Annotated in this window: 12 protein-coding genes; 5 read left to right on the forward strand and 7 right to left on the reverse strand. The window is 55.4% G+C overall.

Annotated elements, in window-relative coordinates; genetic code table 11:
* Positions 1-141: 141 nt before the first annotated feature.
* Together HY011_33550 and HY011_33555 are read right to left on the reverse strand one after the other, a co-directional pair.
* Positions 142-831 (reverse strand): hypothetical protein, encoded by a 690-nt coding sequence (locus tag HY011_33550; protein ID MBI3427875.1) that lies wholly within the window; start codon positions 829-831, stop codon positions 142-144.
* A gap of 50 nt (positions 832-881) precedes the next feature.
* Positions 882-3167: a hypothetical protein gene (locus HY011_33555; GenBank protein ID MBI3427876.1), complete on the reverse strand. Its 2286-nt coding sequence runs from the start codon at positions 3165-3167 to the stop codon at positions 882-884.
* A 248-nt stretch (positions 3168-3415) separates the two neighbouring features.
* Between HY011_33555 and HY011_33560 the strand changes: the two genes are divergently transcribed.
* Positions 3416-3898: a lasso peptide biosynthesis B2 protein gene (locus HY011_33560; GenBank protein ID MBI3427877.1), complete on the forward strand. Its 483-nt coding sequence runs from the start codon at positions 3416-3418 to the stop codon at positions 3896-3898.
* A 103-nt stretch (positions 3899-4001) separates the two neighbouring features.
* Here HY011_33560 and HY011_33565 read toward each other — a convergent pair whose 3' ends face one another.
* Positions 4002-4880, reverse strand: coding sequence for a hypothetical protein (locus HY011_33565; GenBank protein ID MBI3427878.1), 879 nt, complete (start codon positions 4878-4880; stop codon positions 4002-4004).
* Positions 4881-5442: 562 nt separating this feature from the next.
* Between HY011_33565 and HY011_33570 the strand changes: the two genes are divergently transcribed.
* The 3 genes from HY011_33570 to HY011_33580 are packed head-to-tail and all read left to right on the forward strand — an operon-like array spanning position 5443 to position 7922.
* On the forward strand, positions 5443-6036 hold the full coding sequence (locus HY011_33570; protein ID MBI3427879.1) for a hypothetical protein: 594 nt from the start codon (positions 5443-5445) through the stop codon (positions 6034-6036).
* A gap of 28 nt (positions 6037-6064) precedes the next feature.
* Positions 6065-6214, forward strand: coding sequence for a hypothetical protein (locus HY011_33575; GenBank protein MBI3427880.1), 150 nt, complete (start codon positions 6065-6067; stop codon positions 6212-6214).
* 31 nt (positions 6215-6245) lie between these two features.
* The gene (locus HY011_33580; protein MBI3427881.1) at positions 6246-7922 is read left to right on the forward strand and encodes a carboxypeptidase regulatory-like domain-containing protein; all 1677 of its coding nucleotides are present in this window, start codon (positions 6246-6248) and stop codon (positions 7920-7922) included.
* A 69-nt stretch (positions 7923-7991) separates the two neighbouring features.
* Here the strand turns inward: HY011_33580 and HY011_33585 are convergent, their stop codons facing one another.
* The 4 genes from HY011_33585 to HY011_33600 form a co-directional block, all read right to left on the reverse strand.
* Positions 7992-9014, reverse strand: a complete 1023-nt coding sequence (locus HY011_33585) for a peptidoglycan-binding protein (protein MBI3427882.1) — start codon at positions 9012-9014, stop codon at positions 7992-7994.
* 141 nt (positions 9015-9155) lie between these two features.
* Positions 9156-10700, reverse strand: a complete 1545-nt coding sequence (locus HY011_33590) for a trypsin-like peptidase domain-containing protein (protein ID MBI3427883.1) — start codon at positions 10698-10700, stop codon at positions 9156-9158.
* Positions 10701-10976: 276 nt separating this feature from the next.
* Positions 10977-12233, reverse strand: a complete 1257-nt coding sequence (locus HY011_33595; protein ID MBI3427884.1) for a tetratricopeptide repeat protein — start codon at positions 12231-12233, stop codon at positions 10977-10979.
* 314 nt (positions 12234-12547) lie between these two features.
* Entirely contained in the window at positions 12548-13033 is a 486-nt protein-coding gene (locus HY011_33600) for a DinB family protein (protein MBI3427885.1), read from the reverse strand.
* Positions 13034-13397: 364 nt separating this feature from the next.
* Between HY011_33600 and HY011_33605 the strand changes: the two genes are divergently transcribed.
* On the forward strand, positions 13398-15356 hold the full coding sequence (locus HY011_33605) for an ATP-dependent DNA helicase (GenBank protein MBI3427886.1): 1959 nt from the start codon (positions 13398-13400) through the stop codon (positions 15354-15356).
* The last annotated feature ends 235 nt before the right edge of the window (positions 15357-15591 follow it).

The following is a 15591-nucleotide window of genomic DNA, read 5'->3' on the forward strand; positions in this document are numbered from 1 at the left end:
TGAGACTCGATTCGTAGGTTAGCTCGGGGTACGGACGCGGGCGGATACTAGCACAGGAGTGTCAAAATTGTATCCCGGAAATTTTGCAGGGTGGCTCGCCGACGGCTGGCTACGGTGAAAATTGATGCGTTCGATAGGCGTTTACTTGGTCTTCTGAATCAATTGAATCAGGCGTTCGGCGTGGTTGCGCGCGATGAGCGGAACACCTTCGTCCTTAATCACATCTTTGAGTAAGGGGATCAGTTGGTACGGATCGGCCAGGTGTTTGCCGCGCAATTCGCTCTCAAGCATGCGCATTTGCGCGGGCGTGGAAATCGGGTCGGTCTGGCGCGTGTTTTCGATCTCGAAGACGCGCATCTCCTGCGTGGCAATACCGCGAAAGAGTTCGGCCAAACGCGCCAGTGCCGCATTGTCGGTGTAGTTGAATCTGGTCGTGCGTTCTTTGCCGTTATGGGCATACCGGATGGTCATCGTGCCCAGATGCGAGAAGTCTTTTTTATGCTGATACTCTTCGGTGCTGTCCAGGAAATTCAGTGCGCTGAACAAGGCTTGCATCTGGTTGATCAAAGAGGCCGAGACGGTCAGCTTGTTGACGATCTCATCCGCGTCTTTGCGTTTGAAGAGATACTGCCCCGCACCCGTTCCATCGAATTCGACTTCGATGCGCGGGATGGTGAAGCGCTCATTGACGAAGGTGTATTGAAACTGCGTCAGATTGGCATTCGGGTCTGGTTTGGCTTCAAGCGTTCCCGTTTGCAGCCGCTGTTGCGCAAGGGCGCTGCCACCGAGCAGCAGCGCCGAATAAAAGATCGCCATGAACAGTTTTTTCATACGTGGTAAGTCAGCAGCTTGCCAGCCAACCCAAAGCCTGCAAGGCCTGGTTAGTTTTCACGCGCGGCGCTCGCAGCACTGCCTTTCTTCGTGTCGAAAGGCGTTTGCAGGTATTGCTGGGCAACGGCTTGCGCCTTCTCGTAATCGTTCCCGTTGCTCAGCGCTTTGTTGTATTCGGCCACGGCGCGTTCGCGTTGACCCAGCGCATCCCAGGCGTTGCCGCGATAGATGTAAGCCCAAACTTCAATCCAATCGGGGCGCAAGTTGCCGTTGAGCCCTTGATCGAAAGCGTCGAGCGCCTTGGAGTAGTTGCGCTGGGTCATATACAACAAGCCCAGGTTGTACCAGGCCCATGAATGGCCGCGATTGAGTTTGATGGCGGCTTGGAATTGTTGTTCTGCTTCGGTGTATTCCTGCTCGCGGAAATGCTCAATGCCGCGCCGCACGATCACGCCCTGGCGCAACTCTTCGGAACTCTTGATGACCTTGTTATCGGGGTCGACGACGACATCCAGCGGTTTGCTCTTGGTTTGTACGTCGAAATCTACCGAGGTGCCCTTAAGATATAAATCCTGCCGTTCATTCCCGGCTTCAGTTTTCAGTAAGACAGTAATGGGCATTTCAAACGTATCAAGTTCCTGCTTAACCGTGCCGGGCACACGGAAGCCGTCTTTGGTGCGCAACACGCGCCAATCGGAATGGAACTCCGGCACGCCGGTCGAATCCACCCACTGACCGAAGAAGAAGCGCATATTGCGTTTGGCCGCCGTGCTGACGAATTGCTCGAAGTCATCCAGCGTGACGTTCTTGCCGTCGTATTTCTTGTAGTAGTCCTGCAACATCTGGTCGAACGGTTTGTCGCCCAGCAACTGGCGCAGCATATTGAAGACCAGCGCGCCTTTATAAAAGATGACCGAGCGATATGCCGGTGTTTGATCGTCCAGTTGCTTGGGCGCGTTACGAATCGAAGACGCCTGCTCAAACGCCAGCGCCTTTTCCAATTCGGCCTGCACCGCCTGCTGGAATTGCGTCTCGTTGGCGTTTTCCTTGATCGCCATCAACATGCTGAATTCGGCCAACCCTTGCGACAGCCAGATGTCGTCAAAGGAGCGCAGCCCCACCGCCTGGCCCCACCATTGATAGGCGACTTCGCGGCCCAGTTTCTCTTCGTTGGCGGTCGTCATCACGCGCGGCGAAAGGAAAATGACGCCGGCGCCGCTATACGTTTCCAGCGTTTCATCATCGGTTTCCGCCACGATCAGTTTGTTGCCGAAAGGGAAGTTGCCGAACTTGGACGTGTAGTATTCCAAGTGCTGGCCGATCACTTTGGCGACGTTATCAGCCAGCCGGTCATCGCCGACCTTGACGTAAATATCCAAATCGAAGCCGGACTGTTTGACGTTGCGGACGATGTATTTGGCCGCCGCGATGTTGCCGGGCAATACGGGTTTGGTGCTGACAAAGGAATAGGTCACCCATTCGGTCGGGGCGGCGGTTGGAACAACCGTTTGGCCGTTGGGCAACAGCACCGGTGACATATCCTGCTTCTTGGTTTTGTCTGTTTTGGCCGCATCCGTGACGGCAGGCACGACGGGCGTTTCGACCACCGGTTGTTCGCTGTAACCCGTCACGACGATGCCTTTGGGCACTTTGATTTTGATGTCGTAAGTCGCCCGGTCTGCGGCATATTCGTGAAACGGAAACCAGCGCGCCGCATAGCAAAGATAAGAGCCTTGCTCACCGACATACGCCAGCCGCGCGTTGGCAATCGGGCCACCTTGTGCCGATTCAAGCGCACCTTCGTACTCGAACAGCAAGGTCACCGGCTGATTCGCGGGCACCACGCCACCCAGATCAATGCGCACATCGTTTTTCTCGCGGTTGTCCTGGATGAATTGCAATTCAACCGTGCTGGGTGTGGGCGCTGTGACCGGAGCCTTGTTTGCACCGTTAGCGGCTGGTGTTTTGGCGGCAGGCGTCGGCGTTGGTTTCGCCGCTTTTTGATTTTGACGGGTCAAAGCGGGAGCGCCCGACGCCACCGGCACCGTCTGCACTGCGGGAGTCGGCGTCGGCATCACATCCAAACGGGCGATACGTTTTACCGCCAAAGAGCCATTGAGTTCAAAGACGACGGAGCGTGTGTCAGAAACAGGAGTGAATTTGACTTCAGTGCGCGCCCGCAAGTATTGCTGGCCGGGCGTTAACTCGGCCTCGATCTTGTAGCTCTGTACATCCAAGTCGGCCACGCCCTTTTGCGCCGCCGCCGGGCCTGCCCACCAAATGACGGCCGCGCCCAGCAATCCAGCGATAACAACCTTTGAGAAAGTGTTCTTCATAGTTCTTCTTCCTGCTTTCTATTCCTTGCTAGCTCGTTCTGAATGTCATGATCCGCGTAACCTGCCGGGGATTATAACACCCTGCTTCTGTTTTTGAAGTTGTCGCCCGGCTTTCGCATAAATCAGGCATTGAACGGAATTTCCGGACTGTCTTGCGGTTCGGTTAGCGTGTATGCCGCCTTTGCAGCGATGGACGAGTACCGCAAAATAGCGCAAACGCGGCGCGATGGGACGAATCTATGAGCCTTGTGCAAAAACGAATACGACAGGTTTTTGAGTATGGCGCAGCCGGGCAAAACTATTTGTTGCTGGCGCGCACGCTGCATACTGCCTGGCTGGTGCGGCGGCAGTTGGCGGCGCGCCAATCCTCACCGCAACTCGCGACAACGATTGCTGCTGTTGAAAAGCTATACCTGCCGCCCCAACCCGGCTGGACGGGAATACCTGCGGAAACAATTCTGCGCTTTGCCGGGTTTATCGTCGGTGTGCCCTTAACCTGGGGACGTTGTGTGCAGAAGTCTCTGATTGCATATCGCCTGCTCAATGGCTACGGGATTCCGGCGCGCTTTTGTTGCGGCGTCAACCGGCAGCAACAAACTCTGGATGGGCACGCTTGGGTAGAGAAATTGAGCGAGCCTGGATGTGCTTTAAGCGAAAGCCGCGATCCTTATCGGTTTTATTTGCCGGTTTATACCTCACCAATGCCGGCAGCAGTTGAAGATAGGCTTTGATAAAACAAACGCTCATGCTGCCAAGCCAGCTTGGCAGCATGAGCGTTCAATATCCAGTCCATAGGCGGCCGTTAGCTTACTGCGGCAACAGGCCAAATGCTGGTTACTTGGCAGGTTTTTTGTACTTATTGATCAACTCTTGTACACCGTCCGTTTTGCCGTCATGGCGGAAACCATAAAACTGTTTCAATTGCTCCATGATCTGCTGCGACATGGCTTGTAACTGCGGATTGCCTTCTGCTGCGGCGACGCCACGCGCATACCAGTCAATGACTTCATCCATGGCAGCGAGCGCTTTGTCGAGGATTTCAGATTTGCGCTCGGTTTGATAGCGTTTGGCTAATTCGTTGTACTCATCGTTGGCGATATTGCCAAGCATCGCCAGGGTTGAAACGTCGTATTGATCAAGCCCCGCCGATTTTTCCAAACTGTCTTTGGCTTTCGCGCGGTCGTTCATAAAGAACGCGATGAAGCCATTCGCTTGGTAGATGCGCGCCAGGGATGTATTGCGGAAGTCCGCCCAGAACTTGGCATCCGTCTTCGCCGGTTTCTTGTCGGCTTCCATCAGTTCGACTGCCTTGCTGGCGCTTTCCGCCGCTGCCTTCGCGTACTTCCAGGTTGGCCCGTTGTTTTGAAGTTGCTGCGCCCCGGCGTAACCGAGTTGTGCGTGCACGAAAACATCGTCCGGTTGGGTGGCTAAATACTTCGCGCCTTCACTGAAGGCTTCGTCGAATTTCCCCTGTTGCACATAAGCGTCAATGAGGGCCGGTTTGACGAGATCCGCTTCACCCGGTTGATCAAAGGTGGCAATGAATTGCTGCGCAGTTTGCAATTTAACGTTGGCGTCCTTCTCCAGCATGATTTGATTGGAAAGGAATTCCGCCAGCTTTGTGCGTTGCGTCGTCTTCTTAAATTTCTTGATGAATTCGACCGTCTGCTTGGTCTTTTCCGTCGTGTTGGGTGCGGCGTTGATCTTCTGCAACGCCTTGGCCTCATCCTCAGAAATCTTCGGTTGCTCTTTTGGCTTGTCTTGCGTGGCTAAATTGGCGCCAGCCGTTATTTGGACGCACAGCAAGAGCGCCAGGGCACACACGGACAACGTCCGCGAAATTATCAGCAATCGCATCATGTCTTCTTTGACCTCGTGTGAATAAATTTGGGAAAGTTTGCGGCGCGTCTTGCGCTTGGCGGGCATTATAGCGGGCTAGCGGGCATCTGGCTAACGGTAGACGCCCTTCGCTGGATTTTGACGTCCGCCGGTTCAGCTTTTACCACAAGTCGGCCTGCGTCATTGACGGAGAAGAAAAATAACGTCACGCGAACTATACTTTGCGCTAGGACTTATTGTTCACCACCGCGCCGCGAAAATTTCATGATTGACGCACCATAGCTATTCAAGCTATTTTTACGCCGCATCCCAGCAACTTGTAGAACTTCACTTTCCCCATTTCGCTGAGCATATTTCAGCACCACCCACGAATTGCTCTCCCATAATCATTGAAACGTTAGTTCTGCGTTTGTATTCGAAGGAGCTTACGAATCGTATGTTCAGAGCAAACTTGCTTTGCCGTCCGAGGCTTTGCTTGCAGGTCGTGCTGTGCAGCCTCTTATTGACCGGTCTGTCTGTAAATACCCACGCCACCATCATGCGTTACCTGGAGGTTGAGGAACTGGCTCGACTTTCAACCGATGTCATTCACGGCCAGGTGCTCTCGACCCGCACTTATTGGGATGAGGGGCACGCGCGCATTTACACGGCTGTCCGCGTACAGGTTGATGAGGCGCTCAAGGGCACGACCAAACGCGGCGGGATTGTGACGATCACACAACTTGGCGGCGAGTTGGATGGGATGCGGCTTGATTATAGTGGCCGTCCAAAATTCAGCTCGGGCGAAGCCGTCGTGCTTTTCACCAAAACAGGTCGCAAGCAGGATTTCATTGTGGTCGGGATGCAACAGGGAAAGCTGCGTGTGGTGGGCGATGAAGTCGTGCGCGATTTCAGCGGGATTACTTTATTGGAAGAAACTCCCCCCAACACCTCAGGCCTTGCCGGGCGAATCATTGCACCGAGCAAACCTCAGCGCATTCAAACCAGGATGTCGTTAAGCGAATTACGTCAGCGGCTAGCGAAATTGTAGGCAAAGATTTTCTGAGGCGCGAAAAAAAATGAGAAAGTTGTATTCGTTCATGCTGATCGCGGCATTGCTCGCCATCCGTACTGGCAAAACTGAATCTTATGTGCTCAGCACTGCCGCAAACGGTGCTCCCATTCATTGGAATTTAACCAACCCGGCCTCGCCCATCGTCCACCATTGATGACGGGCTGGATATTTCAGGCGCTTTGGCCGTGACGCGGCTTTTCACCTTTGTCGGCGGCGGGCGCGATGGTGAGATTGCCGACGTGAGTCTGACGTTTAATGGCAATTCCGTTACCTGGGGAACGGACGGCAATGCCAGTCGCGTGGATATTGCGGAAGTCGCCACCCATGAAATCGGACATTCTTTTGGATTGGATCATTCGCCGGTGGGCGCTTCCACGATGTTTCCACGCACCGGCAATGGCTCACTGCGGAATCGCTCGCTCTCTCCCGATGATCAGCTTGCCGCTGCCACTTTGTATCCCAGCAGCGCGTTTGCCAGCCAAACGGGAATCTTACGTGGCAGTGTGCGCGACAGCGCGGGCGGGGCGCTGTTCGGGGCCATCGTGGCGGTGAACGATGCCAACGGCAATGTGATCGCCTCGGCGCTTTCGCAACGCGACGGAACCTATCGTATTCAAGGCTTGCCCCCTGGCGAATATAGCGCCTGCGTTCAACCCCTCAATCCACCAGGCGGTTTGTTTTTTAGCCGGGATGATCTGAACGCTTTTTACAGCCAAAGCAATACCGATTTTCTGACCTCCAATGACAGTGCGGTTTCGATTCGTGCGGGGAGTGAAACCGCACAGAATTTTTCGGTCACACGTGGCACGCCCGCAATGCAAACTTACTTGATTCACAATCCAGCGACGCACAGTTTCTCGAATATCGCCGTGGCCGTTGAACGCGGCCAAACCGTCACCATCGGAGTTGGCGGGCCTGGACTGCCTGCGAGCGGTACCCCGCTGAGTGTGAGCGGCACGGGTGTCAGTCTGTCCAATTTTCGCTTTGGGACGTTCAGCGGTGGTTCGGGGACAGCGGTGCTGGCGGATGCCGTCATTAGCTCTACGGCAGCGCCTGGTGCGCGCAATCTGATCGTTACAGCCAACGGGCAGCGCACTATTGCCCTGGGCGCATTTGAGATAACCGGGTCAGCCCAGCCGCCGCCTGCGCCCGTGAGCGTTGTTTCAGCCGCCAATTTCTCCGCTAAAGTTGCGGCGGAATCTATCGTCTCTGCGTTCGGAACCGTGCTGGCGACGAGTCGTGTGACGGCTACGTCAGCGCCCTTGCCGACCTCGCTCGGCGGCACAACGGTGCGCTTGCGGGATAACACAGGCGTGATGCGTGATGCGCCGCTCTTTTTCGTATCGCCGACGCAGCTCAACTTTCAAATGCCGCCCGGGTTGCAATACGGAAATGTGACGATCACGATTACGAACGGTTCCGGTCAAACTTCCGCTGGCAGCCTTGTCCTGGAGCGGATTGCGCCCGGCTTGTTCACGGCGAATGGCAACGGCGCTGGGCCTGGCGCGGCGGCGGTGTTGCGGGTCAAAGCGAATGGCGCACAAAGTTATGAACCCGTCGTGCGCTTTGACGCGGCTTCAAGCAAATTGGTCACCGTGCCCATTGATATGAGTAACCCAGGCGATCAGGTCTTCTTGCTGCTGTTCGGCACAGGCATCCGCTTTCGCACGGCGCTCAACGCAGTATCGGTCACGGTCGGCGGGGCACCGCAACAGGTTTCTTTTGCGGATAAACAAGGCGGCCAGGTTGGCCTTGATCAAATTAACGTGCGCCTGAGCGGACTGACACAACATGGCGAAGTGGATGTCGTCGCCATCGTTGAAGGACAAAGGTCGAATGTCGTGCGCGTCAACGTTAAGTAAGGCGCGCTGCGATAACGACTGCGAACTGGAATTGAAAAGGGCGTGAGAAATTTTCTCACGCCCTTTTGTTTACCAACTGGTCAGCCCCAGGCGTTTCAACGCATGGGCCGAAGGATACCCCGTCGCCGGCAAACCATAATCCTTTTGAAATTCCCACATCGCCAGAATCGTCGCCTCATCGTAGACGCCATTGGGTTCAGCTTTATAAAACCCGCGCTTAACCAGTTCATACTGAATTTCCAAGACGCGCTCCTGCGGAATGACCAGATCGTTGCGTTTGGCTGGCGGCGTATTCGTCTTGCTCACAAGCGCGCCAAAGGGCGTCAGCGGACGCGCCTCAGGCAAGGTTAGCAGTTTGGCGACGGAGGGTGACAACGAGCCGTATTCAACCACTTCGATTTTATCCGGTAACTGAATTTGATAGGCAGGCGTGTCGGTCGCAGTGTTGGCTTCTCTGGGACGCCGCGCCGAAGCCGTTTCACTGGGCTCGGTATTTCGACCAGCCGGGCGTTCCGGCTCAGACTCGCGCAGGTTGTTTTTCTCGGTTCGGTGGTTGGGCGTTACGGTAGCGGTGTTGGTTTCTTCAGCACGAGTTGTGCGGCGACGCGTCGCGGGCAAAGGGTCGTTGACTTGCTTGCCGAATTTACCGTGCCGCTCAGTTTCCGTCTGGAGTTTTGCCGGGGCGATTGGTGTGAATGTCGCGCGCGTCAGGCGCGAGGTCAGCGGTTGCTCTGCCAAGCGGTTTGGTTTCAGCGCAGTCGCAAGCTTGCCGCTGCTTTTATTGACGGCTTTCGCCAGTAAGGGCGTTTCTGCTTTGGCGCGCGCGCCACGGAGTTGCGGTTTGAGCTTGGCTTCTTGTTCTCGGAGCTTGCTTGTGGCGGCGTTCAGCCCAAGTTTGCCAGCTTTCTTGCTCAAGGGCGCAGGCTCTGGTTTGGCGGCCAACCCTTTTTTGGTTTTACGCTCGGCTTCGAGCCTGCCAGGGGCGGGGCGGGCAGCCAGCGTTTTAGGAAGGGTTTTGGTTTGCGGACGCGCCTTCTCAAGTTTGGCTTTGTTAGCGAATACCGGCGTCACCAACAATACTTGTGCGAGCAAAAGGCAAAACAGACCAAGCCATGATGTTAAGCCGCTTTTTTGCCCCGCAGAAAACTGTTTGAGCGTTTGCATGAAGCACCACCAATCCGGTTACACTGCGATTACTGGCTAGCCTCATTATTCATCTGAGGCCACTTGATCCTAAGGTTTTGTGAAAGAGATATAAAAGCGCGGATTCGGCTCTTCGCGATCTCGGTAAATTTGCAAGACCACCGCCTCGCCCGCGCGCAGCCGGTCGAAAATCTTTGCGTACTCGGCCTTTGATTTGATCGGTTCGCGATTGAACATTTCGATGACATCGCCACTCTTCAGCCCCGCATCGTCCGCCAAACTGCCGGGCGCGACATTGCCGACAAATACGCCTTTGACCTCGCTCGTCAGCTTGCCAATCCCCATCTGGTTGCGTAGATCGCTGACCGTGATACCCAACGATTGCGGGCGCAACAATTCAATGCGGGCCGCTTTCAGTTGGTCAACGATCGGTTCGGCATCCGGGCGGCGGCCTATGGTGATATTCAAAATTTGCTCGCGGCCGTTGCGATAGATTTTAACGGGGGCGGTGGTACCGACCGGCGTCGTGCCGATGCGGCGCATCAGGTCCTTGTCGTCGCGGATGCGTTCGCCACGGAATTCCCAGATCACGTCATTGACCAGCAACCCGGCTTTGGCGGCAGGGCTGACCACCGGTTGCCGATCTACAAAAACTGTGTCGCCGATATTGCTGACGATGGCGCCGCGTGTTGCGGGCAAGTTGAAGACCTTGGCGATCTGGGGGGTGACAGGTTCTGTATTCACGCCCAGAAACCCACGCACGACATGCCCGTTTTTGATCAATTGATGATAGATGAGCAACGCCTCGCTCATCGGCAGCGCAAAGCCGATACCGTTGTAATCGCCCGTCGTTGTGGCAATCGCGGTGTTGATGCCGATGACTTCGCCCATCAAATTGATCAATGGCCCACCCGAATTGCCCGGATTGATCGCCGCATCGGTTTGCAGAAAGTATTGAAAACCGCGTCCGGCACGTTTGTTGAGTTCGGTGGCTTCACGATCTTTGGCGCTGATGATGCCGGCAGTAACGGTCTGACTCAGATTGAAGGGCGAGCCAATAGCCATCACCCAATCACCGACACGCGCCCGCTCTGAATCGCCGGTGCGCGCCGCTTGCAATTCTTTGGCCGGCTCGACCTTGATCACTGCCAAATCTGTTTCCATATCACTGCCAATGACGCGCGCGGGCAATTCATTGCCGTCAAAAAATTTGACAATGATACGGTCGGCATCGGCGATGACGTGTTGATTGGTCAGAATGTAACCTGCGGCGTCCACGATCACACCCGAACCGTTCCCGCGCCGGGCACGTTCCCGCGCGGAAAAAGGTTCCAGGGAAGGGCGTTCTTCGATGATGATTTCGCGGCGGCTACGCAGGGCGGGTTGCGAGACGGTGCTGATGTTGACGACCGATGGTTCAACGCGCCGGGCGATCTCGACGAAGGCGGAGGACATCTCGACGCTTACTTCACCGAGGCTCGCAATAGCCGGACGCTTGGTCGCCGAGAAAATCACCCCAATGATGATGCCGAACGCCAGGGTGCAAGCCGCAATCGCCACCAGGATAGCGCGGTCACGCGCACGACGCTGTTGGGCGAGCATGCTTTCCCATTGTTTAGGCGACGTGTCTTGCATCACGACTTCAAAATCTACGGCGAGCCTTCGCTCCGCCAGCGTCAAATTGCTTCAAGTAAGAACGTCAGAAGGGGGATGGACAACGGAACGTGTCGTAAAAGGTAGGCGGAGTATAGCAAATGGCTTCCGGTGCGAACAGCCTGAAACATGCCTGACACGAGAAAGTTTTTAGCGCAGAAAATTCCGGCGAGCGCTAACAGTAAGGTTCAGATAAACCAAACGCCAACCGGTCAGAACTCTGACGGCTGGCGTTTGGTAATCACGTAAGCGAAAAAATTAAGGTTTTTTCTTTGCCGGAGCGGCTTTCTTGGCAGGCTCGGATTTCGGCGGTTGCAGGTTGTTGCCCACAACCAGGTCTTTCAATACGGTTTTGACTTCGGCGACACGTCCGTCTGTGGCTGGTGCGGTGTCCAGGAATTTCTGGAACGTATTCGCGGACTCCTGAAATTTCGCTACGCTGGCGTAGGCCAAACCGAGCTTGTACATCGCGTCAATGTTATCCGGATTGGCTTCCAGGATTTTCTGATAGGCCGCAACGGATTCTTCCGCTTTGCCGGACTCGAAGTAAACCTCTGCCGCTGCCAATTGATATTTGATCTTGTCCGCCGGAAGTTCGGAAAGATCAGCCGCCTCGGCATACGCTTTCACCGATGGATCAACCATTTCCATCACACCCAACCGCTTGGCCATCAGACCTTGCGCGTCGGCTTTGATCTTCAGCGTCGTCGCCTTGCGCTTCTTGGCGTCTACAGCTTTGGCCGGATCACCCAAATCTTTTTCAACCAGGGCTAACGCTTTGTCTGCCGCGCCTGCCGCATCCGTGAAATCCTGCTTGGCGGCATCGCGTTTGGACATGTCGCCCTTGAGGCTTTCGTTCAGGTTCGTGACGCCCCGGTTGTAAAGCGCCAGTCCAAGATTGGCCCAGATCGCATATTGCTCGGCGTCCAGCTTGGCGGCCTCGTTGAAATCGGCGATTGCGCCCGCGTAATCCTTGGCGTTGGATTTGGCGATGCCGCTCTCGAAGACTTTCTTCATCGTTTCGTGATCGGATTTGGCTTTCTCATTGGAGGCTTTGGCCTTCTCGTATTCTTCCTGCTGTTTTTTGATTTCAGCCGCACTCAGTTGTTTAGGCGCTGGCGCGCCCGGGGCTGCGGCTGCGCCGCCACCCGCGCGCTTCAAATCCTCCATTGTGATTTTGTGACCGTCGCCAGGATCGAGTTCGACCTTGAGACCTTCGCCTTGTGCCGGTTTGATGCCGCTCAAATACGACGGCGTAAAACCAGGCGCCGAAATCAAAAGCGTGTAGGTGCCGACATAGGGCACGCCCGCGTGCAGGAAGTGGCCTTTCTTATCGGCCTTAACATCGTAATTGCCTTTGATGTCGGTGCGGACGATGGCGACTTCCGCGCCGGGAATACCTTCGGTCGTACCGCGTTTGACAACGTCGCCTTCGAGGCGGCCAACCTGTGCCGTTGCGTTGATCGTAATCAGCGCCAAGGCCGCCACCGTTAACCACAGGGTCTTGAGTTTCATTTTGTTCCTCCGTGTGATGCTCAACGTACTTGCTACTCGTGCCGGCAAGGCTTGTGCGCCAGCTTGCGGCGGGCGTTCGATGCGGCGTTGAACCGCGCGTTGTCCGCGCGGTTCTAACCGCCGCAAATCACGTATTTCTACGTAAACGTTGCTTGCCAGCGACTACCTCTCTAAAAACGTTCGGGAAATGATTTGATGTATTGTGATTTCAGAACGCGCGGATTGTAGCGTAGGAGTAAGGTTGATTCAATCGGTGGGCGATAAAGAAGGAGGGAACGTTGGCGCGCAACGCTCCCCCTATGCTGAATCCAGCTTTAGAACAGTTTCTCCTGCGGCGGCTTCGCGCCTTTCAGCCGCAGGTAGATGGTTGTCTGGCCGCGATGATGCGTTTGATGTTCGAAGCATTTCTCGAATGCGATCGCGCGCGTGGTCTCGAGCGAGCCGAAGAGTTTGATCTTCTCATCGGCTTTGGACATATCCAGTTTTTGCACGGCGGTGATGACGTAGTCGTAGCTTTCCATGACGATTTTCGCCAACGCCTCTTTGCTTTGCTTGTACTCGGCCATCTTTTCCAGGTCTTTCCCCTGATATGGATTAGCGATGCCTGCCGCCGCCGAGGCAAAGCTGAAGTTGGCCGCGCTCAGATGCAACATTTGCTCAGCAAAGCTGCGAATGTCCGGCGTCGGTTTGAAGCCAAGCCCGTCAGCAGGCATGGCATCCAGATATTCTTTGGTGTAATCACGGGCGCGCGTCCAATTGGCGACCATATGCGCGGTGTGCGGATTGGCGGCTTTCATCATCGTGCCGCCTTGCGTTTGTTGGGCGAAACAGACCAAGCCGAAGGCCAGGTTGAGGGCGAATACGCCGCTCAGGTAACGCAGGGCGATCAATCGTTGCTTCATAGATTCTCCTTGTGCAGATGAGTTGGTTTGATGCAGATCACGGCTTAAAGCAGCCACACAGGCATTCGCCAAATTTTTCGTCTATCTCAACCTGAGCTAGATACCGAAATTCATCAGTGAGATTCCTGTTGCCTGCTTGAAACAGCACGGTGCGACTATGATAGACTGCCGCTTCCGTAACCTGACAGACACAGCAACGACTGGCAAGCGACTGAGCCGCGCGCCTCACCCGCACACCAGCTTCACATCCCTGAACCAACCTATGATGGAAACGATTTTCGGTCCGCGTGGCCTTATTGCAAAACATCACCCTGAATATGAATTCCGCCCCGGCCAATTGGCGATGGCCAATGCTGTGGCGGAAGCCCTGGAAAAGCGCCACCATTTACTGGTCGAAGCGGGCACCGGGACGGGGAAAACTATGGCGTATCTGGTGCCGGCGATTGGGCTGGGGCGGCGTGTGATCATTTCGACGGGCACCAAGAATCTGCAGGAACAGCTTTTTTTCAAGGACATCCCCTTTCTACAAAAGGTGCTGCCTCGTAAGTTCAAAGCGACCTATCTGAAAGGCCGTAACAATTACGTTTGCCTGCAACGCTTGAAACGCGCCGAAACTGCACCGGTGTTGCAGGGCATGGAAGAGGTGGATCACTTCGATCTGGTACGACGCTGGGCTTTTGAAACGAAGACCGGTGATCGCGCGGAATTAACCGAGTTGCCGGAGCAGGTTCCTTTCTGGCGTCACGTAGATGCGCGGTCGGATATTTGTATCGGTCAGAAATGCCCCAGCTTCGACGAATGTTTCATCACGCGCGCCCGGCAAAGCGCGCTTGAGGCCGACATCGTCATCGTCAACCACCATCTTTTCTTTGCCGACTTGGCGTTGCGCGACAAGGAATGGGGCCAGGTCTTGCCGGACTACAGCGCGGTGATTTTTGACGAAGCACATCAGATTGAAGACGTCGCCGCGCAGTATTTCGGGGCGGCGGTTTCCAGCTACCAGATCGAAGATTTGATCGGCGACATTACCCGGCTACAGATTACGGATGTCGAGGCGGCGCGCGAATTGACCAAGGTTTGCGCGCGCGTCAGCAAGTTTGCCGATCACTGGTGGATGACGTTCACCGGCGCTTCATCGCTGGTCATGGTGAATGATGAAGGGCGCTTTGTGCTCAAACAGAGCATGTTCGTGCGCAAACGGCGCGACGGCGAATACGAAGCGACAGCGGCGGGCGAGCGTTATATGGCGCTGAAAGCAGCCATTGATCGGCTGGTCGCCAGTTTGAACGGCGTCAAGAATCCGCCGCCGGAGATGGAAGCCATTCAACGGCGCGCCGAGCAATTGCGCTTTGATCTGGAATTCATCGTGCTGGGTGACGATGCAGGTTTTGTTTATTGGTGCGAACGGCGCGGGCGCGGCTTTTTTATGCAAGCCACACCCATTGATTCATCCGGGATTTTGAATGAGCGGCTTTTCAGTTCGATTGAATCGGTGGTGATGACTTCGGCCACCCTGACCAGCGCGGGGAATTTCAATTTTATCCGCGAGCGTTTGGGCGTCGGTGAAGTGTCGGAGTTAATCGCTGACTCAAATTTCGATTACGGAAGTCAGGCGCTCCTTTACTTGCCGCCCCGCATGCCTGACCCGCGCAGTTCCGGGTTTGCCGAAGCCGCTGCGGATGAGATCGTTCGTCTGCTCAAAGCCAGCGCGGGACGTGCCTTCGTGCTCTCGACCAGCTACACCCAAATGCAATTGTTAAGGGAATTGGTCGAGCCGGAAATAGATTTCCCAATTCTGATGCAAGGTGAAAGCTCGCGTTCGGGCCTGCTGGAAAAGTTTCGCGCTACGCCAAACTCGGTGCTCTTCGCCACTTCCAGTTTTTGGCAGGGCGTGGACGTGCGCGGCGAAGCGTTGTCGTGCGTGATTATTGATAAGCTACCCTTCGCAGTGCCCTCCGATCCGGTCGTGGCAGCCCGGCAGCGCTTCATTGATAACAATGGCGGCAGCAGTTTTAACGAGTATTCCGTGCCTTCCGCGATTATCGCGTTGAAACAGGGCGTGGGACGCCTGATCCGCAGCGCCTCTGATCGTGGCGTGATTGCCATTCTTGACCCGCGCTTGCTGACCAAAAATTATGGACGCCAATTTCTGGATAGCTTGCCGCAATGTCCGACGACACAGGAAATCGAAGAGGTCGAAGCGTTTTTTGCCCGCCGCTGAAAACTCGAAGAGCGCGAAACTGGCAGGTTCCGCGCTCTCGGTTCTGGTATTCCAGGTTTTCGAATGACGCTTAATTATCACGAGTGACGTTGGGGGTAGCACCTCAAACAACCGTGGAATCATCCCCATTGTTTGATTAACTCCTTGGTCGCTGCCGAAAGGCGTCCGCGCCGTGAGGGCGGACGCCAGCGCGGGGGCGGTACGCGGTAGCGCAAGAGTTCTTTGACACTCCAAC

Source organism: Acidobacteriota bacterium (assembly GCA_016196035.1).
Lineage (GTDB): Bacteria > Acidobacteriota > Blastocatellia > RBC074 > RBC074 > JACPYM01.

Coding starts and splice junctions, on each gene's coding strand:
- HY011_33550 (MBI3427875.1), bottom strand. CDS start 831: ATGAAAAAACTGTTCATGGCGATCTTTTATTCGGCGCTGCTGCTCGGT.
- HY011_33595 (MBI3427884.1), bottom strand. CDS start 12,233: ATGAAACTCAAGACCCTGTGGTTAACGGTGGCGGCCTTGGCGCTGATT.
- HY011_33555 (MBI3427876.1), bottom strand. CDS start 3,167: ATGAAGAACACTTTCTCAAAGGTTGTTATCGCTGGATTGCTGGGCGCG.
- HY011_33605 (MBI3427886.1), top strand. CDS start 13,398: ATGATGGAAACGATTTTCGGTCCGCGTGGCCTTATTGCAAAACATCAC.
- HY011_33570 (MBI3427879.1), top strand. CDS start 5,443: ATGTTCAGAGCAAACTTGCTTTGCCGTCCGAGGCTTTGCTTGCAGGTC.
- HY011_33600 (MBI3427885.1), bottom strand. CDS start 13,033: ATGATGAAAGCCGCCAATCCGCACACCGCGCATATGGTCGCCAATTGG.
- HY011_33590 (MBI3427883.1), bottom strand. CDS start 10,700: ATGCAAGACACGTCGCCTAAACAATGGGAAAGCATGCTCGCCCAACAG.
- HY011_33575 (MBI3427880.1), top strand. CDS start 6,065: ATGAGAAAGTTGTATTCGTTCATGCTGATCGCGGCATTGCTCGCCATC.